At 62.7% G+C, this 23,576-nt stretch carries 18 protein-coding genes and 1 pseudogene; 10 read left to right on the top strand and 9 right to left on the bottom strand.

The features are described from left to right. Nucleotide 1: 1 nt before the first annotated feature. Nucleotides 2-526 carry a disulfide bond formation protein B gene (locus GHT07_RS00130; RefSeq protein ID WP_153583358.1) on the top strand — a complete coding sequence of 175 codons (525 nt, stop codon included), beginning with the start codon at nt 2-4 and terminating at the stop codon, nt 524-526. Here GHT07_RS00130 and GHT07_RS00125 read toward each other — a convergent pair. From GHT07_RS00125 to argA, 3 genes are all read right to left on the bottom strand, one after another. Next, nucleotides 480-1,928 carry a class I adenylate-forming enzyme family protein gene (locus tag GHT07_RS00125; RefSeq protein ID WP_153583029.1) on the bottom strand — a complete coding sequence of 483 codons (1,449 nt, stop codon included), beginning with the start codon at nt 1,926-1,928 and terminating at the stop codon, nt 480-482. The two genes, GHT07_RS00130 and GHT07_RS00125, sit on opposite strands and share 47 nt — an antisense overlap. Before the next feature lie 91 nt (nt 1,929-2,019). Continuing rightward, nucleotides 2,020-3,792, bottom strand: a complete 1,773-nt coding sequence (locus GHT07_RS00120) for a calcium-binding protein (protein WP_153583028.1) — start codon at nt 3,790-3,792, stop codon at nt 2,020-2,022. 143 nt (nt 3,793-3,935) lie between these two features. Then, entirely contained in the window at nt 3,936-5,285 is a 1,350-nt protein-coding gene (gene argA / locus GHT07_RS00115) for an amino-acid N-acetyltransferase (RefSeq protein ID WP_153583027.1), read from the bottom strand. A 62-nt stretch (nt 5,286-5,347) separates the two neighbouring features. Between argA and GHT07_RS00110 the strand changes: the two genes are divergently transcribed. Next, nucleotides 5,348-6,571 carry a diguanylate cyclase domain-containing protein gene (locus GHT07_RS00110; RefSeq protein WP_153583026.1) on the top strand — a complete coding sequence of 408 codons (1,224 nt, stop codon included), beginning with the start codon at nt 5,348-5,350 and terminating at the stop codon, nt 6,569-6,571. 24 nt (nt 6,572-6,595) lie between these two features. Further along, nucleotides 6,596-10,537, top strand: coding sequence for an ATP-dependent RNA helicase HrpA (gene hrpA, locus GHT07_RS00105; RefSeq protein WP_228488105.1), 3,942 nt, complete (start codon nt 6,596-6,598; stop codon nt 10,535-10,537). 20 nt (nt 10,538-10,557) lie between these two features. On the opposite strand, the gene GHT07_RS00100 is transcribed toward hrpA, so the two are convergent. From GHT07_RS00100 to GHT07_RS00090, 3 genes are all read right to left on the bottom strand, one after another. Continuing rightward, entirely contained in the window at nt 10,558-10,716 is a 159-nt protein-coding gene (locus tag GHT07_RS00100; protein WP_153583025.1) for a DUF3309 family protein, read from the bottom strand. Nucleotides 10,717-10,849: 133 nt separating this feature from the next. Then, nucleotides 10,850-12,022, bottom strand: a complete 1,173-nt coding sequence (locus tag GHT07_RS00095; RefSeq protein ID WP_153583024.1) for a pyridoxal phosphate-dependent aminotransferase — start codon at nt 12,020-12,022, stop codon at nt 10,850-10,852. Next, nucleotides 12,012-12,956 (bottom strand): CysB family HTH-type transcriptional regulator, encoded by a 945-nt coding sequence (locus GHT07_RS00090; protein ID WP_153583023.1) that lies wholly within the window; start codon nt 12,954-12,956, stop codon nt 12,012-12,014. Before GHT07_RS00090 ends, GHT07_RS00095 begins: the two co-directional genes overlap by 11 nt. 130 nt (nt 12,957-13,086) lie before the next feature. Between GHT07_RS00090 and GHT07_RS00085 the strand changes: the two genes are divergently transcribed. Together GHT07_RS00085 and GHT07_RS00080 are read left to right on the top strand one after the other, a co-directional pair. Beyond that, complete coding sequence (locus tag GHT07_RS00085; protein WP_153583022.1) at nt 13,087-14,334, top strand: tetratricopeptide repeat protein; 1,248 nt, start codon at nt 13,087-13,089, stop codon at nt 14,332-14,334. Between the two features lie 54 nt (nt 14,335-14,388). Further along, on the top strand, nt 14,389-15,771 hold the full coding sequence (locus GHT07_RS00080) for a hypothetical protein (RefSeq protein WP_153583021.1): 1,383 nt from the start codon (nt 14,389-14,391) through the stop codon (nt 15,769-15,771). Here GHT07_RS00080 and GHT07_RS00075 read toward each other — a convergent pair. The 3 genes from GHT07_RS00075 to lptF are packed head-to-tail and all read right to left on the bottom strand — an operon-like array spanning nt 15,763 to nt 18,322. Further along, nucleotides 15,763-16,131, bottom strand: a complete 369-nt coding sequence (locus tag GHT07_RS00075) for a sirohydrochlorin chelatase (protein WP_153583020.1) — start codon at nt 16,129-16,131, stop codon at nt 15,763-15,765. The two genes, GHT07_RS00080 and GHT07_RS00075, sit on opposite strands and share 9 nt — an antisense overlap. After that, nucleotides 16,128-17,228 (bottom strand): LPS export ABC transporter permease LptG, encoded by a 1,101-nt coding sequence (gene lptG / locus GHT07_RS00070; RefSeq protein WP_153583019.1) that lies wholly within the window; start codon nt 17,226-17,228, stop codon nt 16,128-16,130. The genes GHT07_RS00075 and lptG overlap by 4 nt, the downstream gene beginning before the upstream one ends. Beyond that, nucleotides 17,225-18,322, bottom strand: coding sequence for an LPS export ABC transporter permease LptF (gene lptF, locus GHT07_RS00065; RefSeq protein ID WP_153583018.1), 1,098 nt, complete (start codon nt 18,320-18,322; stop codon nt 17,225-17,227). The genes lptG and lptF overlap by 4 nt, the downstream gene beginning before the upstream one ends. Nucleotides 18,323-18,365: 43 nt before the next feature. Between lptF and GHT07_RS00060 the strand changes: the two genes are divergently transcribed. The 5 genes and pseudogenes from GHT07_RS00060 to GHT07_RS21355 all read left to right on the top strand — a co-directional run bounded on the left by GHT07_RS00060 (nt 18,366) and on the right by GHT07_RS21355 (nt 23,540). After that, complete coding sequence (locus GHT07_RS00060; protein ID WP_153583017.1) at nt 18,366-19,883, top strand: leucyl aminopeptidase; 1,518 nt, start codon at nt 18,366-18,368, stop codon at nt 19,881-19,883. A gap of 27 nt (nt 19,884-19,910) precedes the next feature. Then, nucleotides 19,911-20,345 carry a DNA polymerase III subunit chi gene (locus GHT07_RS00055; protein ID WP_153583016.1) on the top strand — a complete coding sequence of 145 codons (435 nt, stop codon included), beginning with the start codon at nt 19,911-19,913 and terminating at the stop codon, nt 20,343-20,345. A 170-nt stretch (nt 20,346-20,515) separates the two neighbouring features. Continuing rightward, complete coding sequence (locus GHT07_RS00050; RefSeq protein WP_153583015.1) at nt 20,516-21,658, top strand: branched-chain amino acid ABC transporter substrate-binding protein; 1,143 nt, start codon at nt 20,516-20,518, stop codon at nt 21,656-21,658. 28 nt (nt 21,659-21,686) lie between these two features. Beyond that, a pseudogene (locus GHT07_RS21360) lies at nt 21,687-22,202 on the top strand (S1C family serine protease); the annotation flags it as partial. Nucleotides 22,203-22,394: 192 nt separating this feature from the next. Next, nucleotides 22,395-23,540: a branched-chain amino acid ABC transporter substrate-binding protein gene (locus tag GHT07_RS21355; RefSeq protein ID WP_407646584.1), complete on the top strand. Its 1,146-nt coding sequence runs from the start codon at nt 22,395-22,397 to the stop codon at nt 23,538-23,540. Nucleotides 23,541-23,576: the final 36 nt, after the last annotated feature.

Genomic DNA, 23,576 nt, shown 5'->3' with positions numbered 1-23,576 from the left:
CTTGGTTTTCGACTGGTTTGACAACGCGCCGCGCCGCGTTCTGGCGCTGGTAGCGGCAGCATGTGTCGCCATGCTGGGGTTTGGCCTGTATCTGCAGCACGTCGTGGGGCTGGAGCCGTGCCCCATGTGCATCGTGCAGCGCTACGCACTGATTTTTGTGGCCGTGATTGCCGTGGTGACGGCGTTGTTCAAGGGCCGGCGCAGCGTTGTCACTGGCAGCGGCTTGATGCTCGTCGTTGCCGGGTTCGGCGCCTTTGTTGCCGCTCGCCAGAGCTGGCTGCAGTGGAACCCGCCCGAAATCGCCTCGTGCGGGCGTGACTTCTACGGAATGATTGAGCACTTCCCGCTGCAGCGGGTGGTGCCGATGATCTTTCGCGGCAGCGGCGATTGCACCAAGATTGACTGGACCTTCCTGGGCGGCTCGATCGCCAACTGGTCGTTCCTGGCGTTTTGCTTCTTCGCGCTTGTGGCCGCCTTCATCATCGCGCGGCAGGCACGGCGGTCTTCGCCAACTCTTGCCGCATGACCTTGCCCATGGCATTGCGCGGGATCTCTTCGAGCTGAATCAGCCGCAGCGGCGCGCGTGAGTTGAGTTTGAGCCGCGCGTGCTCCAGCGCCGCCCGCTCGTCGAATTCTTCGCTCACCACCACAGCGGCCCACACTTCATCGGCCTTGCCGGGCCGCCGGTGCGCAAAGGCAGCAGCGTCGCGCACGCCCGCGATCGTCAGCAGGAATTCATCCACGACGGACGGGCTGAGCTTGACGCCACCGGCGTTGATCATTTCGTCGGCGCGCCCGGTGATGCGCAACAGGCCGTCGGCGCGCAGGACGCCCAGGTCACCCGGCACGAACCAGCCATCCTTGAAAGCGCGCGCCGTGCCTTGTGGGTCACCGATGTATTCGCAGGCCATATAAGGCGAGCGGGTCTGCACGTGGCCTTCCACATCGAATCCAAGCGGCTGGCCCTCGTCGTCCACGATACGTGCCTGCGCGCCCGGCACCACAAAGCCCGCTGCGTCGGGCACCGAATGCAGCACGGCGCCCGGCGCTTGCGCGACCAGTGCCGTCTCGGTCGATCCATAGACGCCCACCACGTTCGGGCACAGCGTGGCGCGCGCGCTGATCATCACCGCTGTCGGAATCGAAGAGCCACCCACTTCGATGCGCTCCAGGTTAGGGAAGCGCACGATACGCCCCGCCACCAGCGAAACGAGCCCCTGCAACTGCTGTGGTGACGCGCGCAAGTTGGCCACCCTGTAGAGGCCGGTGTAGCGCAGCGTCTGTTGCACCCCTGTCGCCATGACCAGCGCCGTGCCGTGCCAGAGCGTGGTCTGCACCGTGCCAAAACCACCGATGGTCGACATCCACATCATCGAGAGGTTCGGGCCGCGGCTCGCCGGTTCCATGGACAGCTGGCGCAGCACTGATGTTTCGAGTGTCCTGGTGCTGTGGCCGATGACTTTCGGCACGCCCGTCGTGCCCGAAGAGGTGAACAGGCGGCAGATGACGTCGGCATCGGCAAAGCCGGTGCCCTCGAGCGGGGCTCGCGCGTCATTGCCCGCCTCGGCGGTCCAGTTCGGGCCGATCTGTGTCACCACCCCGCCTTGCGGCGTAAAGGGAAGAGGGCGGTCCACCAGCCAGTGGTCGACCTGCAAGGTGTCGGGCAAAGGGTCAAAGTTGGGGTGCGACGAGATCGAGCGCGTCCCATTGAGCATTGCGGCGAGGATGAGGGTGAGGTGCGTGAACGGATCGCTCACGTAGATCGCCATGGTGGTATCCGGCGCCACGCCCTTTTGGCGCAGCCGGGCCGCGACCTTTGCCACGACCGACGCGAGCTGCTGGTAGTTCACTGCGCCGTTCGGGTGAATCACGGCCATGTCGAAGGGGCGGACCTTGGTGTGGTGGCGAATGGCGTCGATCAGGTTCATGCGCGTGATGGGCTCGTAACTTGGTAGTGACCCAAAAGAAAGGCAAAAAAAAGCGCCGGGCGAGCCGGCGCTTCGGACTCAGTTTTGATTGTCAACCAAAAGCGAACGACGCCTTGACGAGTTCGTCGAGATCGACACCCACAATCAGCACCGTGTTGTGGTCCGATGCCTTGTCGGCCAGGTCCAGGTGAAGCACCACGCCGTCGCTGACCTGTTCGAGCCGGCCGGACGCCTTCAGTGATGCAAAGTTCTTGAAGTCCGGACTCAGGCCGCTGAATGCCGAGAGGTCGATCTTGTCCTTGTCGCCCACGCGGAAGTCATGGATCGTGTCGTCGCCATTCTTGACGCCGAAGTAGAAGCGGTCGGCCCCGCCATCGGCACTCTCCCCCATCTTCTGGGCATCGCCCCACATGTCGTCGTTGCCCTTGCCGCTGTAGAGCTTGTCATTGCCGCCTTTGCCAGCCAGGCCCAGCGAGTCGCCGTACATGGTGGACGAGTAGCCGTCGCCGGCAAAGAGCGTGTCGTCACCGCCCGTCGAGTCGCTGCTGATGAATTCAGCGTCGCCCACGAGGTAGTTCATCGCATTGCCGTTGCCGCCTGTCAGCTTGTCTGCGGCGAAATGGAAGTCAGGGTTGTAAGAGCCCCGTGAGGTCGAGCCGTCAAGCCCGGCAAGGCTTATAGCCCCGTTTTGCCCAAAGAACGGGAACGGGAATGGCAGGCCACCCGCGTCCGACGCGCCGATGTCGCCAAACATCACGTTGATTGCGTAGCCGTCTCCGGTTCCGCTGCCGCCCACCATGGTGTCCCGGCCAAAGTCAACGTCGCTGCCTCGCACCGAGAACGTGTCGCCGGCCATCAAGTTGATCGCCGCGGCAATTTCCTTGCCATCGGTCACGACGCTTCGCGCGCTGCCACCTACCATGAAGTCGGCACCGCCACGCGCGCCGTCGTCCATCGTGATGTTGTCGCCGCTCATCAGGTTGATGGCGTAGCCGTCGCCGCTGTCGCTGGTGACCACGACATTGCCGCCATACAGCGCATCGCGCCCGCCCCTCGAGCCGTCTGTCATGAAGAACGCGTCGCCCACGATGATGTTGTAGGCGCTAGCCGTTGCGTCCGACGCCGTGGCAGTGCCACCGCGCACCGTGTCGTCGCCAGCCTTGGCCAGTGCGCCAAGTGCGTAGGCGTCGCCGATCAGGACATTCGAGACGCCGGCGTCACTGTTGTATGCCCACGCGTCACCGCCGACGATGCTGTCCTGTCCGCCCTTGGGTGACGGCAGTTCAAAAATGACTTCACGGGTGGTGGGGCCGCGACCGCCTGCCTCGGCGAAGTCTCCGATGAGGACATTGAAAGCGGTTGAGTCGCTCTGGCGTGTGGCTGCCGTCAGGCCTCTGCCGCGGGGTTCAGACCAGCCTGCGTCCCCGCCCATCAGTGTGTCGTTGCCGCCACGCGCCAGGCCATCTGCATCGCTGGCGTCACCAATGAACAAATTGTTGCTGTTGACACCGCCTTGCGCGTAGTCGCGACCGCCGGTCGAGCCGTCGGTCATGAAAATGGCATCGCCAATGAATGTCACTGCACCGCGCACGTTGAAGATCGGGACGAGCGCTGTGACGTTTGGAGCCGGCCCATCGCTGAAGCTGCCGGCAAAGTCGCCGCCATAGAACGTGTCGTTGCCGCCGCGGTCCGTCCTGTCGAGGGCGTATGCATCGCCCACTGCGCCATATTGATAAGGGCCGTCTTCGCCGTAGAAGACATCGTCGCCGCCGGAAAAAACGAATTCGGGTGTGCCGTCCGAGTCGCCGAAGACGAAATCGCCGTCGCTGACGTTGAATTCGTCACTTGAGAAAATTACGCGCATTTACTTTTTCTCCTGGGTGTCGATTTGTAACGCCAGCAATTTAGCACCGAAAGTTTTCAGTGCATATCAGTTGTTACAGCGATCTGCACATTTTTTAAGGAGACGCTGTCAGCGATCAACTATTTCAACCCCATTCCGCGCGCCTATTTCAGGCGCTTGACGAACACCATGCTGCGCCGGTCCCAGTTGTACTTGCGCTTGCGCGCTTCAGGCAGCCACTCGGGGTCCACCTGCACGAACCCGCGCTTGAGGAACCAGTGCATCGTGCGGGTCGTGAGCACGAAGATGCTTTCCAGCCCCATGGCGCGAGCGCGCTGCTCAATGCGCTTGAGCACCTTCTCGCCGTCGCCCTGGCCCTGGCTCAGGGGCGACACCGTCAGCGCTGCCATCTCGCCGGTCTTGGCTTCGGGGTAAGGGTAGAGCGCCGCGCAAGCGAAGATCACGCCGTCGTGTTCGATGATGGTGTAGTTGGCAACGTCGCGCTCGATCTCCGTGCGGTCGCGCTTGACGAGCGTGCCATCGCGCTCGAACGGCTCGATCAGCTGAAGGATGCCGCCGACGTCATCGGGCATGGCTTCGCGCAGTTCTTCGAGCTTCTCGTCGATCACCATGGTGCCGATGCCGTCGTGCACGTACACCTCGAGCAGCAGCGAGCCGTCGGTGGCAAACGGGATGATGTGGCTGCGCTCGACACCCGCCTTGCAAGCCTTTACGCAATGCTGGAGGTAGAACGCCGTATCCGTCGGGGACTGCGCAGGCGGCAGGTTGGCGAGCAACTGTTCGGCGGCTGCGAGCGGCAGTTCGGTGTCGATAGGGTTGTCTTCCGCCTCGGGCTCGAGCGGCTTGATACGAACGCCCGGAATTTCCGTGAGGAAGACCAGCTTGTCGGCCTGCATGGCGATCGCGACGCTGGTCGCGACTTCTTCCATCGTGAGATTGAACGCCTCACCCGTCGGCGAAAACCCGAAGGGCGACAGCAGCACCATCGCGCCGAAATCCAGCGTGTGCTTGATGCCTGCGACGTCCACCTTGCGCACAAGGCCCGAATGCTTGAAGTCCACGCCGTCCATCACACCCACGGGCCGGGCGGTAATGAAGTTGCCAGAGATCACGCGCACAGTGGAGCCGGCCATGGGCGTGTTGGGCAGGCCCTGGCTGAACGCAGCCTCGATCTCGTAGCGCAGCTGGCCCGCAGCCTCCTGCGCGGAATCGAGCGCCACTTCGTCAGTGATACGGATGCCGTGCGAGTACTTCGCGGCGTGGCCCTTGGCCAGGAGCTGCTCGTTGACTTGCGGGCGAAACCCGTGCACCAGAACCACCTTCACGCCCATGCTCTGGATCAGCGCCAGGTCTTGCGCAATATGCGCGAGCTTGCCCGCGGCAATGGCCTCGCCCGCCATGCCCACCACGAACGTCTTGCCGCGGTGCATGTGGATGTAGGGCGCCACCGAGCGGAACCAGGGCACGAACGTGAAGTTGAAGACGGTAGACATCGCAGCGGGCAAGCAAAAGTTGCGCAAAGTGTACGGGACAAGTGTGTGATGATCCGGGCGATATGGACGCGATGGCGGTCGGTTTCTGGGGCGCCTATTTCGGCACGGTCGGCCTGTTGCTGGCAGGCTCGATTGCCGCGTTCGCGCGCTCGCTGCAGCGCGTGGCTGTTTCGGCGGCGCTCTTCGCGCTGATCTCGGCGATCTATTTCGCCGCTTACCTTGATTGGATTCCGTTGGGCGAGCAGCCCACGCGCTTGCGCTGGCTCTCACAGATTTCAGTGGCGAGCGCTGCCGTGCTGGCTTCGATGGTGCTTGCCATGCTGGGCGTGCTGCGCAACCCGCGGCGCGGACGGCTCGTTCGCATGTCCATCGGCGCGGCGACGCTGACCGTCATTGGCATTGAATGGCTCCTCACAACCGACCAGGCGCTCGCACTGGGTTCTGCCATCACGATCTCGATGGCTTTCGCGATGCTGTATGTCTGCATTCGCAGCGCCGAGCGTGGTGACCGGCTTGCCTGGTGGGCCGTCACCGGCGTCTCTTTCATGATCCTGGCCATCGCCGGGCTCAGCGTGATTGCGCGCAACCCGCCTGCCGCGCCCCTGTGGGTCCATGCGGTCAGTGCCGTGTCGGGCATGTTCTACGTGTCGGTCATGGCGACGGCGCTCTGGATCCGCTATTCGTACCTGATCGAGTTGCGCCAGGTCGTCACGCACGGCCCCAGCTACGACCCCATCACCCGCATGCGTTCGCATTCCGAGACGGGCCAGATGGTCGGGCTTGCGTTCTTCGGGCATGCAAAAGGGGACACGCGGCCCGTCGGCGTGATTGCGGTGGCCATCGGCAACTTCTACATGCTCGAGCAGCTGCACGGCCGCGCGGCAGTCAACCACGCGCTGTTCGTCTGCGGCAACCGGCTGCGCCGCTGTGTTCCGGGCCAAGTCGAAACGGGCCGGCTGGGCGACGACGGCTTTCTGCTGCTGGTGCGCGGCTTTCGCAACGAGGATGTGCTGGCCGAGCTGGCGGCAACTGTGGCCGAGCGGCTGGGCCGCCCCGTCACCTTGAGCACGAGCGCTGCGCCAGCGGACCTTGAGGCGGGCCGTGCTTATTGGGAGGCACAAGTGGGTGTCGGCGTGGTCGCGGCCCAGCCCGGCCAGCGGCCGTCGCAGGCCATCACCACGGCTCGCGACATGGCGCGCACCGCGTGGACGTACCCGAGCCGCGTCGCAAAGCAGGAACCGGGAACGGGCGCAGTGGTCGAGGTGCCGGGTTTCACTGCGCCCTGAGCATCGCGCCGATAATCGAGCGCTTTGACTGCGCCGCCCGTCGCCTCTTCCTTGTCTACTGCCAGCATCACCTTTCCCGAGTCATTGCCAGTTTCTGGCAAGCGCGAAGAGATCACTGCCGCGATCGAGGCCAACCAGGTCGTCATCGTCTGCGGCGAAACAGGCTCCGGCAAAACCACGCAGCTGCCCAAGATCGCGCTCGCGATGGGCCGCGGCAAGCTTGGCAAGGCGCCCGGGCAAGGGCGCCTGATTGGCCACACACAGCCCAGGCGAATCGCCGCGTCCAGCGTTGCCAAGCGCATTGCCGAAGAGCTGAAGACGCCGCTGGGTGAAGTGGTGGGCTTCAAGGTGCGCTTCCAGGATCGGCTCTCGCGCGATGCGTCCGTCAAGCTCATGACGGACGGCATCCTGCTGGCTGAAACGCAGACCGATCCGCTGCTCAAGGCCTACGACACGATCATCATCGACGAGGCGCACGAGCGCAGCCTGAACATCGACTTCCTGCTGGGTTACCTGCGCGAGATCCTGCCGCGCCGGCCTGACTTGAAGGTGGTGGTGACATCCGCCACGATCGATGCCGATCGTTTTGCGCAGCACTTTGCATCGGCAAAAGGCCCGGCGCCGGTGATCTACGTGTCGGGCCGCATGTTCCCGGTCGAGCAGCGCTGGCGCCCGTTCGAGGAGACGCGCGATTTCGGCATGAACGAGGCGATCGCCGATGCCGTGGATGAACTGTGGACGGGTACGGCGGCGGGCGACATCCTGGTGTTCCTGCCGGGCGAGCGCGAGATCCGCGAGGCGGCTGACCACCTGCGCGGCCATCTCTCGCACAAGCCGCTTACGCGCAACGCTGAAGTGCTGCCGCTCTTTGCGCGCCTGTCGCAAGCCGAGCAAGACCGCATCTTCGACGCGCACTCGGGCCGGCGCATTGTGCTGGCGACCAACGTGGCCGAAACATCGCTCACCGTGCCGGGCATCCGCTACGTGATCGACACCGGCACGGCCCGCGTCAAGCGCTACAGCTTTCGCAGCAAGGTCGAGCAACTGATGGTGGAGCCGGTCAGCCAGGCCGCGGCCAACCAGCGGGCAGGGCGGTGCGGGCGGGTTGCGGACGGCATCTGCATACGCCTGTACGACGAGAAAGACTTTGCGGGCCGGCCGCGCTTCACCGATCCGGAAATCCTCCGCTCGTCGCTCGCAGGCGTGATCTTGCGAATGAAGTCCCTGCGGCTGGGCGCTGTCGATGACTTTCCGTTTATCGAAAAGCCATCGTCACGTGCAATTGCCGATGGCTACCAGCTGCTCAATGAACTCGGCGCCGTGGACGACGCGAACGAGCTCACGCGCATGGGCGCCGAGCTCGCGCGGCTGCCGCTTGATCCGCGTGTCGGCCGGATGATCCTGGAAGCGCGTGAGCGCGGCGCGCTCGATGAAGTGCTGGTCATAGCCTCTGCGCTGTCGGTGCAGGACGTGCGCGACAGGCCCATGGACATGCAGACGCAGGCCGACCAGCAGCACGCGAAATTCGATGATGAGAAGAGCGAGTTCTCGGGCTACCTCAAGCTGTGGCAGTGGATTCATGATGCGCGTGGTGGCCACAATAAGGAACATAAGCTTTCGAACCGGCAGTACGAGCAGCTGCTGCGCCAGAACTTCATCAACATCCGCCGCGTGCGCGAATGGCGCGACATCCACACGCAGCTGCACACGGTGGTGGCCGAACACAAGTGGAAGCTGAACACCACGCCTGCAAGCTACGAAGAGCTGCACAAGGCGATGCTGGCCGGCCTGCTGGGCAACATCGGCTACAAGCCCGACGAAGAAGACGTGTACCTCGGCGCGCGCGGCATCAAGTTTTACAGGCATCCCGGCGCGCACTTGAAGAAGCGGCCCGGCCGATGGATCGTCGCAGCGGAGCTGGTCGAAACCACGCGCTTGTTCGGGCGCGGCATTGCCAACATCGAGCCCGCCTGGATCGAACAGGTCGCGGGGCACTTGCTCAAGAAGCAACTGCTCGATCCGCACTGGGAAAAGAAGGCCGCCGAGGTGATGGCGCTGGAGCGCGCCACGCTCTACGGCCTGGTGATCTACAGCGGCAGGCGTACGTCGTTCGCGCGTGTCGATGCGCAAGGCGCGCGCGACATTTTCATTCGCGAAGGGCTGGTTGCCGGCCAATGGGAAACACGCCTGCCGTTTCTGGCCGCCAACCAGAAGCTCGTTCGGCAGGTCGAGGAGATGGAGCACAAGGCGCGCCGGCAGGACGTGCTCGTCGATGAGGAACTGATTTACGCGTACTACGACAAGCTGATCCCGCGCGACGTGACGGGCGGCGCCACGTTCGAGGGCTGGTATCGCGACGCAGCCCGCGCCAACCCGCAGCTGCTGCGCCTGACGCGCGACGAGCTGATGCGCCATGAAGCCGCAGGCATCACCACCGATGCGTTCCCCAGGACGATCCGGCTGGGCGGCGTTGATTGCGCAGCCACCTACTTGCACGAGCCGGGCGACGCGCGCGACGGCATCACGGTGACGGTGCCGCTTTTCGTGCTGAACCAGGTGAGCGATGACCGCTGCGAGTGGCTCGTGCCGGGCATGCTGAAAGACAAGGTGCAGGCGCTGCTCAAGAGCCTGCCGCAGCGGCCCCGCTCGCGATTTGTGCCGTTGCCGGAGTCGGCCACGCGCATCGCGGCGCAGCTTGCGCAACCCGGCGAATGGGCAAACGGCTCGTTGACCGACGCGCTGCTCAAGCTCGTGCGTGCGCAAACCAGCCTCGACGTGAAGCGCGCCGACTTCAAGCTCGACATGTTGCCCGCGCACCTGTTCATGAATCTGCGCGTGGTGGATGAACATGGCCGGCAGCTGGGCATGGGGCGCAATCTTGGCGCGTTGAAGGCAGACTGGGGCGCGCAAGCGCGTGGTGCATTCCAGGCACTGGCCGGCATGCGCATTGCGCCCTCCCCCTCTGAAGGAGGGCGGGGTGGGGGCACGGCGGCGGATGAGGATGACGCGCGTCTGAAGGGTGCCAGCCCCCATCCCCACTTCCACCCCACGAAGCAAAGCTTCGCGGGGACCCCGGACCTTCCCCCAAAGGGGGAAGGAGCAAGACAGGTTCCCATCGATCAGACCTACACCGCCTGGACATTCGGCGAACTGCCGGAGCTGATGGAAGTGCGCAAGGGCGGCACCAGCCTGATCGGCTTTCCCGCATTGATCGACAAGGGTGACGCCGTCGTGATCGAGGTCTTCGACGAACCGGAAGTTGCCGCGTCGAAGCACAGGGCAGGGCTGCGGCGCCTGTTCGCGCTGCAACTGCGCGATGCGCTGAAGTACCTGGAAAAGAACATCCCTGACCTGCAGCGCATGGCCGTCGCCTACATGCCTTTGGGCACGCACGACGAGTTGCGCGCGCAGATCATCGAAGTCGCGCTCGACCGCGCTTTCCTGCTCGACCCGTTGCCGTCGAACGAGCAGGACTTCAAGAAGCGGATTGAAGAAGGCCGCGGCAGGCTGACGCTCATCGCCAATGAGGTGGCGCGGCTGGCTGCGACGATCCTCGTCGAGTTCGCCAATGCGACTCGCAAGATCAAGGACACGAAGGGGCAGCCCGACGCCACGGCAGATGCCACGCAGCAATTGCAGCGGCTGGTGCCCAAGCGGTTCCTGGCGGTCACGCCGTGGCCGCAGCTGCAGCACTTCTCGCGCTACCTGCGCGCCATCACTTTGCGTCTGGACAAACTGCGTGCCGACCCGGCGCGCGATGCGGCACGACTGGCTGAATTGAAACCGCAGGAGCAGCGCTACTGGCGGCTGGTGGCCGAGCGCAAAGGCGCGGTGGATGACCGCATGCAGGAGTTCCGCTGGCTGCTGGAAGAGCTGCGGGTGAGCTTTTTTGCGCAGGAGCTTCGCACGCCCCAGCCCGTGAGCGTGAAGCGGCTGGACCGCCTGTGGAGTCAGCTCACGAGCTGACTGCGCAGGCGGCATCCAACTCAGATCTTGCCCATCAGCAGCAGGATGAGCAGGATCAGCACGACCAGGCCCAGGCCGCCCGACGGGCCATAACCCCAGTTTTTGCTGTGGCCCCACGACGGCAGTGCGCCGACGAGCAGAAGAATCAGGACGATCAGGAGGATGAGGGATATGGACATGGGTTTCTTTCGTTGTTGACGAACCCATCGTTGCACCCGCTGAGCCAAGCACAAGCCGGACTCCGCCTACGGGTGCGGTAGTCCGCTGCCTGCGCGGCGTGTGAGCCGCTGTCCTGCTTGAAGCGTCCTGCGCTTAAAGCCTGGCCAGGCGATCGAGCGCCGTGTTCAGCGTCTCGTCCTTCTTGGCGAAACAAAAGCGCACCACGCGCTGGTCGAACCCGCTCTCGTAAAACGCCGACAGCGGTATCGCCGCGACGCCCACTTCACTGGTGAGCCATTTGCAGAAGTCAGCCTCGGGCAGGTCGCTCACGGCGGAGATATCGACGCACTGGAAGTAAGAGCCTTCGCTGGGCAGCAGCTTGAACTTCGTGCGCTTGAGGCCTTCGCGGAACAGGTCGCGCTTGCGCTGGTAGAACGCCGGCAACTGCAGGTAGGGCTGCGGGTCGGCCATGTAGGCCGCCAGGCCGTGCTGCACCGGCGTGTTGACGGTGAAGACATTGAACTGGTGGACCTTGCGGAACTCCGTTGTCAACGACTCGGGCGCCGCGACGTAGCCCACCTTCCAGCCCGTGACGTGGTATGTCTTGCCGAAGCTCGACACGATGAACGAGCGCGCCGCCAGGCCGGGAAAGCGCGCCACGCTCTGGTGGTCCTTCGCGTCGAACACCATGTGTTCGTACACCTCGTCGCTGATCACGAGCGTCTCGGTCGGCGCGAGCAGCTCCTGAAGCTTGAGCATGTCTTCACGCGTCCACACCGTGGCGCTCGGGTTGTGCGGGCTGTTCACGAGAATGGCGCGCGTCCTGGGCGTGAGTGCGCCAGCGATCTTGTCGAAATCGGGGCGGAACGTGCCTGGTGTGAGCGGCACGCGAACGACTGTGCCGCCGGCCAGTTCGATGTTGGGCACATAGCTGTCGTAGCAGGGCTCGAGCACGATCACTTCGTCGCCCGGGCGAACCACGGCGAGGATGATGGTGATGATGGCCTGTGTCGCGCCAGCAGTGATCGTGATTTCGGTGGCGGGGTCGTACGTGCGGCCGTACATCGCTTCGATCTTCGCAGCCACTGCTGCGCGCAGCGTGGGCACGCCAGTCATCGGCGGGTATTGGTTCAAGCCGTGCTGCATTGCGTCCGTCACGGCGTTGACCAGGCGCGGATCGCAATCGAAATCCGGAAAGCCCTGGCCGAGATTCACCGCGCCTTTTTCAGCGGCAAGCGCCGACATGACGGTGAAGATCGTGGTACCGACTGCGGGCAGCTTCGTTTGAAGCTTCGGCGTTCTTTCAATAACGGAATCAGAGCTCATAGTCGTTCGCGTGGCCGCTCATGTGTTTGGCGATGAGGTTGCGGTCGAGCCGGTCTGACAGCAGCTCGGCAAATTTATAGACGAAGTTGCGCAGGTAGGCGCTGCGCTTGAATGCAACGCGCGCGATGTTCTGGCCGAACAGCGCGCCCAGGGGCCGCACTGCGAGATCGCTGTTGCTGCCGTCGTCGCGCACGGCCATCTCGGCAACGATGCCGATGCCCAGGCCGAGCCGCACGTACGTCTTGATCACGTCCGAGTCGATGGCTTCGAGGGCCATGCGCGGCTGGAGCTTGCGCTGCGCAAACGCTGCGTCAATGCGGGTGCGACCCGTGAACGAAGGGTGATACGTGATGATCGGCTCAGCGGCCAGGTCTTCCAGCGTGATGCGGTCTTTCCTGGCGAGCGCGTGGTCCTTGGGCAGCACCAGCACGTGCTGCCATTCGTAGCAGGGCAGGGTGACGAGGTCCGGGTAGTCAGACAGCGACTCGGTGGCGATGCCGATCTCCGCAATTTCATCGAGCACCATGCGCGCCACCTGGTCGGGCGAGCCCTGGTGCAAGCTGACGTTGACTTTGGGGTACGCCTCGCGCAGCTTGGCTACGGGCACCGGCAGCACATAGCGCGCTTGCGTGTGCGTGGTTGCAATCGACAGCGTGCCGCTGTCTTCCGCGCTGAACTGCTCGCCGATGCGCTTGAGGTTGCCCACCTCACGCATGATCAGCTCGATGCTCTTGAGCACATGTTGGCCCGGCTCGGTGACGCGCTTGAGGCGCTTGCCGTGCCGCGCAAAGATTTCGACGCCCAGCTCTTCTTCCAGCTCAATGATGGCTTTGGACACGCCCGGCTGCGAGGTGTGCAGCGCTTTGGCTGCTTCGGTGAGGTTGAGGTTTCGCCGGACGGCTTCCTGCACAAACCGGAATTGATGAAGGTTCATACCGAATTTCTCATAAGAACTCGGTTCATTATGGCCGAGCTTTTTTTCGTCGTCTCTAGGTACCTTAGAATCAATTAGTGATGCTTTATGGTTATTAGTTGGCAGTTCTTAGGGAAAGAGGAAGAGTTCCATGCGACTTGATTCGCCGCGATTGCACAACCAAACCGAGCGCCTGGGCAGGGCTGGCAATGTGGCAAAGCCCATCCCCATGCCTGGCAACGACCTGTTGCGTGAACTTGCAGAGCATGGCGATCTTTCGTACATGGACCGTGAGGTGCAGGCCGTCCTCATGGAAGACCCGGTTGTCATGCGCGCGCACATTGACCGGGCATCGAACCCATTTCTCAAGCGGGCACTGCAAGCACGAGCACATCTCAACCAGCTCATGGCAGCGCGTTCGGCGCTGGCTGCAGAAGATCGGCAGGCCGACGCGCAGATCAAGGACGCCCGAGACTTCTATGTAGAAGTGAAAGCCGACTGGCTGCGCTTCAAGCGCGCACGCCAGCATGTGACCACGCTCTGGGACAAGATCAGGCACAACATCGAGCAAGCGTGCAACAGGACGATTGCCCTGCGTGCGGCCGGGCATGCCTGTGCGCCACTGCCTCGGGGGATGTTCGACACGGCAATTGAATTGCTGGAGCAGGCCGGGCGCTTCCGCGATGCAGTGCGCGTCAGCGAATGGCGCATTGCTTACGGCAACGGGCCTGTGGCTGAAGACTACGTGGCCGTCGCGCAGATATGGATGCGCGATGGCTCTGCCGACCGGGCGATTGCGTTGATGTCGCGCCTGATCGCCGAGCCTGGCCGCTGGGTTGGCACGTCTGACGACGAGGCCCGGGCGCAGTTTCATGCTGCACTTGCTCACGCGCAAATCCAGGCGGGCCTGCTGGACGAGGCCCTCTTGTCTGCCGAACATGCACCGCCACTCGAGCGCGCCTACTGTCGCTCGGTCGTCTTTGGCAAGCAGCGCAATCGCGCGGCAATGGCCGAGGCGTTGCAGCTCATGGAAGGCATGTGCGTCACTGACGCAGACGTGAATCTGCGGCGCGCGCAAGTCCTGCTTGATGTGGGCGTCTGGACTGATGCACTAGACGACCTGGGCCAATTTGCCGATAGATTTGCGCGGGACGACCCGCCTTTCGCGAAAGCCGTGCTTGCGCTTGCCCGCCGCCCGAGCGTCGTCGTGTCGCCAGCCCGCAGCGACATTGACGAGCATCTGATCTGGGGTGACGTGGCGAGCGCGTTGGGCTGGACGGACCCGACCGATCGAGTCACTCGCCATGCTGCGCGAACGGCCGCGCTGGAGTTGCCCGCTGTGGAGCCACACGGGCCCTATCCGGTCTGCCCGGAACTTGTCAGTCGGCTGATGGAATGAACTTGTTCTGACGGGATGTTACGAAGCTCTTGCCACCCACCAAGGAGTTTTCGTATGGACGTCAAGCGCACTTCTGTCTCTGGCCCCGCTTCTGGCGGCGAGCCTGCTGCTGACAACGGCAGGCGTGTGTCACAACCGCAGCCACTCGAGCCAAGAGCAGGTGGCGCGACGATCGCAGCGCAGCAGGCCGCCAGCACGTCTGCGGCCGGTGCGGGTGGCCTTCCCGCGATGCGCGTGCAACCGCCGCTTGCGCGCCGTTGCGGGCCGGGCCCGGAAAGCAGGGGCACAAGCTACCTGCCCAAAGCGGGGATGACGATGTTGCAGACGTCCCTGCTGGTGGGTACCGCGCAGTATCTGGACTCTGAGGAAATGTTGGCCCTTCAGGTGGCCACAAATGACCTGCAAAGTTTGGTTGAGCCTTCGCAGATCAACCCCGTGGTGCGAGCCGTGTTTGCTGCCAAGAATGAGCTCGCTGCTGCGGGCGATACAGAGCGCGCGGCTGCGCAGAAGAAGCTCCGCAAGACCCAGAAGGCGCTTGAGCGCCGGCGTGAAGAGCATGGGATTTTCATGCGCCCATATGGGGCACGCGCTTCGGCGGTTGCGCAGGCGTTCCGCCTGAACGGGCACGCCTGCGGTCCGCTGTCGGCAGAGACAGAAGCCACAGTTCGGCTGAACGTCGAGCAGATTGTGGAGAGCCTGGTGGCGATTGGCCGATTTGATGAGGCCATGGCGTGGAGCGAGCTCGCCATGTCCCATCTGAACGCCATCCCGCAGGCTGCGCAGTACCTTCGGAACGCGGAGTATTTGCTGGCAGCCAACAAGCCGCAACAGGCTCTCGAACTGGTCAAAATCGTTTCGGCAGAGCAACTCGCGCGGGGCGTTGACATTGCGCCCGATGCGGCGGCGCTGGTTGCGAAGGCCCATTTCATGCTGGGCAACGAAGAAGAAGCGTTGCGAGCTGCAGAGTCAGCTCCCGCGTCCGCTCGGCACCAGATTCGCGCCATGGTGGATTCACGGCGCAGCGATGAGGCCGCGCGCGACGGCGAGTTCTTGCTGATGAAGGGCGGTGACTCCGACGCCTTGTGGGCGGTGCGCAAGGCAGAGGCGTTGTTCGCAGCTGGAGACGCAGAGGGCGGGATCAATTGCGTGCAAGACTGCCTGGCAGCCAACCCCACGCCGCAGGAAGTTCAACAGTGCCTGCGACTGGTGCAGCAACCCGGCATTCGCCACTCGCCAAATCGCGCAAACATACTCAGCGATAGCTGCTGGGGCGAAGTCGCCGCAATCCAGCGCGGCGTTGTCAATCCGGCCACGATCATGGACGACCTGGATGCGATCGAAGTCCATTTGACGCCGCCCGTCTTGGCGCACGAGCCACAACGCGAAATCGTCAGCGTCGCATTGCTGCACGCTCCCGCGCCCGATCAATCAGACTGAGCTGCCAATCGCCACACGCGCCAACAAGTCCAGCACTGCTGCGTGCTCGCCCGCCGACGGCAGCAGCCTGATTTCGATGTGTGGATGAGAAACGCGTGCTTCATCGACGAGCACAGGCAGGTCGTGCCGCGCATGTCGCCCCGTGCCCAGGAAGAGCGGCAACACGCTGACATGCGTCGCGCCAGCCTGATCGAGATCGCGCAGGCATGCCGGCAAGTCAGGCTGCATCATTTCCAGGAATGCGCACCGTACGAGCAACGCCGCATCGAGGGCGGCGACGCGAGCGGCCACCGCATCCATCGCTTCGCGCCACTGCGGGTCGCGCGAACCGTGGCCAAAGAGCACGACAGCGCGCGTCATCGCCTGAGCACCAGGAAGCCGAAGGCAAAGAGTGACATCGCCGTGTAGATCATCCCCGGCGCTGCGGACGTGAGCCACGGCCACCAGTTGCGCAGGTTGCCGATATAGCCGAACACGTTGTTCAGCAGGAAGAAGCTGATGCCGATCAGCACGCCGCCAAACACATACGCCGCAATGCCGCCCGAGCGAAAGTGCAGGTACGCAAAGGGCAGGGCCAGCACCACCATCACCATGCAGCTGAGCGGATAGAACACCTTGCGCCAGAACTCGATCTCGTAGCGCTGCGACGTCTGCGAGTTCTGCTCCAGGTGGCGGATGTACTGGAAGAGATCGATCGTGCTCATCTTGTCGGGCTGCAGCAGCGCCACCGACACCATCTCGGGCGAGATTTCGGTCGGCCAGCGCAGGCGTTCCAGCTTGGACCGGTCAACTTTGGCGTGATCGGTGCCCGGCATGCTGAATTCACTGCGCTCGACATCTTCAAGAATCCACGCGCCTTCCGAGAAGTGCGCCTTGGTCGCCCGCGTGACCGACACCAGAAAGCCCCGGGCGTTGGCCTCGAAGATCCGCACGTTCTGCATGTCGCCCTCGGGCGTGAGCGAATTGACGTTGACGTTGTAGGTGTTGAAGGGCTGCCGCTCCTTCAGCCACGCGCCCGTCTGGCCGATGCTGATACGCCCTTCGAGCCGCGCCTTGAGCAGCTGCGCCGTTCGATCGGCAATCGGCGCGAGGTAGTCGCCCGCTGCAAACGTGAGCATGGTGAACAGCAGGCCAAGCAGCAGCAGCGTGCGCATTGCGCGCCACGGCCCCAGGCCGCTCGTGCGCAAGATGGTGTATTCAGAGCTTTGCGCGAGCCGCGCCATGACGAAGATCGTGCCGATCAGCACCGCGATCGGCAAAAGCTCGTACAGGTGGCTCGGGATCATGAGCGACACATACACCAGCGCCTGCGTGAGCTGGTAGCTCGACGAGCCGCGGCTCACGCTGCCAAGCTCATCGACAAAATCGAAGAAGAAGAACAGGGCCAGGAAGCCCGCCGTGACGAACAGCACGGACAGCAGCACTTCGCGGTAAATCAGCCTGCGGATCGTCCTCATGCGGCGCTCGCACGGCGGCGCCCGATCAGGTCACGCATCGACCAGCCGTTGTGTTGCTTGGCCAGCCAGAACAGGCCCACGACAGCCACTGTGCCGTGCAGGCCGAACATGAACGCGCTGAACGATGCGCGCCCGGAGGTGATCCAGCTTTGTCCCATGTTCAGCAGGTTGTAGTAAATGACGAAGGCGAAGAGCGCGAACACCAGGTGGCCGCTGCGGCCCGCGCGCGGGTTGACACTCGACACCGTGATGGCAATCACGATGAAATTGAAGGCGGCCAGCGCCAGACCCAGCCGCCAGGCCAGCTCGCCCAGGTGCAGGTTCGTGGGGTCCATCACCAGCGCGAAGGTCGAGCGGGTCTTGGCGGGCAGCGTGCCGACTGCGGCAACGTCGTTCTGGCTGATGCGGTTGAGGTATTCCTCGAACTCGCTGACCTTCAGCTGCGCGTTGCTGGAGCTTTCAAGCCGTTGCCCGTTGGCCAGCAACAGGAACTGGTCGTCGCCGATCGTGACGATCCGGCCGCTGCGCGCTGACGTCACCGTTTCCTTGCCGCGCTCATTGGTGGAGATGAAGATGTTCTTGCCTGACTTGTTGTCGGGGCTGTCCTTGTCCAGGAAGAACACGCGCTTGCCGCTGGCGGACTCCTGGAACTGCCCGGGCGCGACGCGCTCGAGGTCGCCGCGCTTGCCATAGCGGTCCTTGAGTTCCTGCGTCTGCGAGTTGGCCCACGGCCAGACGACCAGCGCCAGCAACCCCACGACCAGCAGCACGGGCCACGCGAAGCGCAGCAGCGGGCTCAGGAAGGAGGAAAGGCCGCGGCCCGCCGAAAACCAGATGACCATTTCGCTGTCGCGGTACATGCGCGAGAGCGTGCCGACAATGGCAATGAACAGCGACAGCGTGAGGATGGGCGGCAGGTAACCCAGCACGGTGTAGCCCATCACCATCAACACCTCCTGCGGGTTGACGCTGCCACGCGTGGCCTGGCTGAGCGTGCGAATGAGCGTCATCGTCATCACGATGGTCACCAGCACGATCAGCGTCGCGCCGAAAGTGCGGGCCAGTTCCTTGCGCAGGGTGGAATGGAATAACATCAGCGCGATTCTTCTAATGACTACTGGATCAAACCAGCGAATTATGGACTTCGAACTCAATACTCTGAACCTGGCCGACGCCGCCCGTGAGAAGTGCGATGCCATCGTGATGCTGGTCACCAGCACTTTCAAGGCCGGCAAAGACCCCTTGTCGCTGCTCGCCGGCGAAGCGCTGAAGGCAAAACACCTGGAGGCGAAAGCGGGCAAGTTGTTGCAAGCCTATCGCAGCGCGGGCATTGCTGCTCCCCGCGTCGTTCTGGCCGGTGCGGGCGACGGCTCAGGCAAGAAGGTCCATGCTGCGGTGGCGGCTGCCGTGGCGTCGTTGCGCAGCTCGGGTGCCAAGCGCCTGCTGATCTGCCTGCCGGCGGGCAGCGCCGAAGACGCGGTGAGGGCTGCCGTGGTCGGCACGGCCGAAGCCAGCTACGTCTACGTGACGACCAAGTCCAAGCCGGAAGGCCGTGAGCTGCAGCGCGTGCACGTCGCCGTGGAAGATTCTCAGCGTTTCAAGGCGGCATTTGCTGCGGCCAAGGGTGTGGCCAGCGGCATTGAGTTCGCACGTGAAATCGCCAACCTGCCGCCGAACATCGCAACACCGACGCGCCTGGGTGAAGAGGCCAAGGGCCTGGCGAAGGCGCATGGCTTCCAGTGCGAAGTGATGGGCCCGAAGGAAATTGCCAGGATCGGCATGGGCTCATTCCTGTCGGTGGCGCAAGGCTCGGAGCAGCCGGCTCGCTTCATCGTCTTGCAGCACCAGGGCGGCGCTGCGGGCGACGCGCCGATTGTGCTGGTCGGCAAGGGCATCACTTTCGACAGCGGCGGTATCTCGATCAAGCCGTCTGCCGAAATGGACGAAATGAAATTCGACATGGGCGGTGCGGCGAGCGTGCTCGGCACCTTCCGCGCGCTGGGCGATATCCAGCCTGCGATCAATGTCGTGGGCCTGATCCCCACTTGCGAGAACATGCCTGATGGCAAGGCGGTGAAGCCGGGCGACATCGTCACCAGCCTGTCGGGCCAGACCATCGAAATCCTGAACACCGACGCAGAGGGCCGGCTGATCCTGTGCGACGCGCTGACCTATGCCGAGCGGTTCAAGCCTTCCGCCGTTGTCGATATCGCGACATTGACGGGCGCCTGTGTGGTTGCACTGGGCGGCGTGCGCAGCGGCCTTTTCTCCAGTGATGACGCACTGGCCAGCGCGCTGAGCGCAGCCGGCGAAGCAGCGCTCGACCTGTGCTGGCGCATGCCGCTTGACGACGAATATGCAGACGGGCTGAAGTCCAACTTCGCCGATGTGGCCAACGTGGGGGGCCGCGCAGGCGGCGCGATCACCGCAGCCAAGTTCCTGCAACGCTTTGCGGCGAAGTTTCCGTGGGCGCACCTGGATGTGGCAGGCACGGCCTGGAAGAGCGGCGCGGCCAAGGGCGCTACCGGCCGGCCCGTGGGCCTGCTCGTGCAATACCTGCTGACCGAAGCCGCCAACAGGCCGGTGGCCAAGCCGGCGAAGAAGGCAGCCACGAAGCCGGCACCCAAGTCCCGGTCGAAGGCGAAGGCAAAGTAAGCGGGTGTCGCTGCAGGAAGCGCGCGAATGACCAGCGTCGAGTTTCATTTCAACGCGGCCGACAAGCTGAACTACACGTGCCGCCTGCTGCGCAAGGCCAACGCGAAGGGCTCGAACGTCGTGGTGATTGCGCAGCAGCCGTTGCTCAGTGAGCTGGACGCGGCGTTGTGGAGTTTCGATACCTTGTCGTTCCTGCCGCACTGCGTGGCCGGCGGCGCGGCTGACAACGTGCTGACTGCTTCACCCATCGTCATCGCGGATTCAACGCGCCTCGCGCCGCACGCCGACGTGCTCGTCAACCTGTCGAACACGGTGCCCGCCGGCTTCGAACGCTTCGAGCGATTGATCGAAGTTGTGTCGCAAGATCAGCAGGATCGTCTCGTAGCGCGGCAGCGGTGGAAGCACTATGCGGATCGCGGCTATTCAATTGATCGAAAGGAAGTCGAATCGAAAAGTGCGTGATGTGCATTGCGCGGCGAAAGCAGCGGCAACGTTTATAAGCAGGTCAGCGTTACGGGTAATTCCCCTGATCGGCCTTTCCCCTATGGTTCAGGTGCGGAAATTGCGATATGTTCGCGCCCGTTGAGCCAATAAGAATTTCTCAACCCATTCCCAACATCTGGAGGTTAGTTATGCAAGCGAAGTTGAAAGTGACAGTCCTGGCCGCTCTCGTGGCCACATGGGGCATTGCAGCGGCTCAAGAACAAGTCGTGAAGATCGGCCACGTTGGCCCTATTTCCGGTGCGATCGCGCACTTGGGCAAGGACAACGAAAACGGTGCCCGCATGGCCATCGACGAGCTCAATAAAAAAGGCGTCGTCATCGCCGGCAAGAAGATCAAGCTGGAGCTGATCGCTGAAGACGACGCGGGCGATCCGAAGCAAGGCACCGCGGCAGCCCAGAAGCTGGTCGACCAGAAGGTCAACGGCGTGGTCGGCCACCTGAATTCCGGCACGACGATCCCCGCATCCAAGATTTACTCGGAGGCTGGTATTCCGCAGATTTCACCGTCGGCGACCAATCCCAAGTACACGCGTCAAGGGTTTAAGACGACGTTCCGCGTAGTTGCTGATGATGTGCAGCTCGGCGGCACGCTCGGCCGGTATGCAGTCAAGGACCTCAAGGGCAAGCAGGTATCCGTGATTGACGACCGTACCGCTTATGGTCAAGGCGTCGCCGAAGAATTCGAAAAAGCAGTCAAGGCTGCTGGCGGCACGGTGCTAGGGCATGACTTCACGACCGACAAGTCCACCGACTTCATGTCGATCCTCACGTCGATCAAGGGCAAGAAGCCTGACGTGGTGTTCTTTGGCGGCATGGACGCCGTCGCTGGCCCGATGCTCAAGCAGATGAAGTCGCTGGGCGTAACTAGCAAGTTCGTCGGCGGCGACGGCATTTGCTCTTCCGAGCTTCCCAAGCTTGCCGGTGATGGCATGGCTGACGGCCAAGTGGTCTGCGCCGAGGCAGGCGGTGTCGAGGGTGCGCAGAAGAAGGAAATGGAAGCCTTCAAGGCCCGCTTCAAGCAGCGCTTTGGCGCAGACGTCCAAGTCTACGCACCGTACGTGTACGACGCCGTTAACCTGATGGTGGCTTCGATGGTCAAAGCTGGCTCGGCTGAGCCAGCTAAGTACCTGCCGGTGCTCGCCAAGACGGTAGGGTACAAGGGCGTGACGGGCACGATCACCTTTGACGAAAAGGGTGACGTGAAAAACGGCGCGCTAACTTTGTACACCTACAAGGGCGGCAAGCGTGACGAGATTGCAGTCGTTCGATAAGCGACTTTGCAGTTAAGCTGAGCCACCTATGGGTGGCTCTTTTTTTGTCCAAATGAAATTGCATTTGATACGGTGGATAGGCGCATCCCTCGCGCTGCTGGCGGCGTCTAGTGGGGTTGCACTGGCGCAAACCGCATCGGGCAGCGGCTTCTTTGTTTCACCATCCGGACATATCGTCACCAATGTGCATGTCATCGATGACCGAGGTGAAATCTTCGCGATTGACAACGAAGGTAAAAAGATGCCCGCGACTGTCGTGCGCATTGATAGGTCGAACGATCTCGCTGTCTTGAAGGTCGCTCGTTCAAATTCCAGATATCTACCAATTCAGGCGTCGACCAAGATCCGCAGGGGTGAAAAAGTTTACGCCCTTGGCTTTCCACAGACTCAAATCCAGGGCGAGGAACTCAAGCTTACCGATGGAATCATCAGCAGCTTGTCCGGTGTTCGTGACAACGCGTCCAATTTCCAGATCACCAATCCTATCCAGCCCGGCAATTCCGGCGGACCCCTTCTTACGGAAGATGGAAGGGTTGTAGGCGTAGTTGTCGCCACCCTCGACGCTGCGCGCATATTTGCGGCGACAGGCTCACTACCGCAAAACGTCAATTTCGCAGTTAAATCAAACTATTTGCTGGCGATGTTAGGCGCCATTTCCGACTTTCCTGGACCGGTTGAACCGTCCGACGCACCACCGAAGAAATTGGTCGACGTCATTGAGACTGCGGAACTGGCAATGGTTCGCATAGTGGCTTACCCCAAAACAACTCAAGCCGTAGTTCCTCTTCCAGCCTATTCCCCACCGCCTTTCGATACTGCGGGGAAGCGCGAGGTACTCATCGGCCATGCTGGCCCGTTGTCGGGTCCGCAAGGCCACTTTGGTCGGGACAATGAGAACGGAGTGCGCCTGGCGCTCGAGGAACTCAACGCACAGGACTTGCGAATTGGTGGCGAAAGAATCTATTTCACGATTGCTTCCCTAGACGATGTGGCTGATCCGATGACAGCCGTTGCAGTGGCTCGCCGTTTCTGCGCAATGGGTGTAGCAGGCATAGTCGGACACCTCAACTCAGGCACAACGATACAGGCCTCACCCGTGTATGCATCGTGCGGAATCCCTCACATTACTGGAAGCGCAACCAATCCGAGGTTAACAAGGCCGAAATTTCCAACAACTTTTCGGATCATCGCTGACGATGATTGGCTGGGCGTCGCTTTGGGCCGGTATGGTGCTCAGATATTGGGAATACGGACAGCGGCCGTTGTGCACGACCGCACCCCTTATGGCCAGAATGTCGCCGAACAATTCCGCCTGTCGGCACGGGCAAATGGGATTCAAATTGTCGATGAACAAGTTACGAGCGATAAGGCCACCGACTTTGAGGTCATCTTGACGGCAATCAAGGCCAAAGCGCCCGACGCCATTTTCTACGGCGGTATGGACCCTCAAGCCGGCCCGATGCTGCGTCAGATGCAGCAACTCGGACTAGACAAAATTAAGTACTTTGGCGGCGATGGCATCTGCACCTCTCAAATAGCCAAGCTGTCCGGCAACGTCAAGACGCTGGACAATGTAATTTGTGCAGAGGGTGGCGCGCTGCTGAACGCGATGCCCGGGGGCGCGGCCTGGAAGGAGAAGTACGATGCGAGATTCCCCGGCCAGTTCCAAGTGTACAGCCCGTACACCTACGACGCGACGTTCGTGCTCGTGGAAGCCATGAAGAAGGCCAACTCGGTCGACCCCAAGGTTTACACCGCCAAGCTGGCTGAGACAAACTACAAGGGCGTGACCGCAACGATCGCCTTTGAAGCCAACGGCGAGCTGAAGAACCCGGCCACGACGCTGTACACCTACAAGGACGGCAAGAAGACCCCGATGTAATTCGGACCCGTCTTTCCATGACGCCAAAAGGCCGCC

Source organism: Caenimonas koreensis DSM 17982 (assembly GCF_009646335.1).
GTDB classification, from domain to species: Bacteria; Pseudomonadota; Gammaproteobacteria; order Burkholderiales; family Burkholderiaceae_C; genus Ramlibacter; species Ramlibacter koreensis.
Note: the sequence above shows the minus strand (reverse complement) of the source record. Positions and strands in the feature narration are given on the sequence as shown.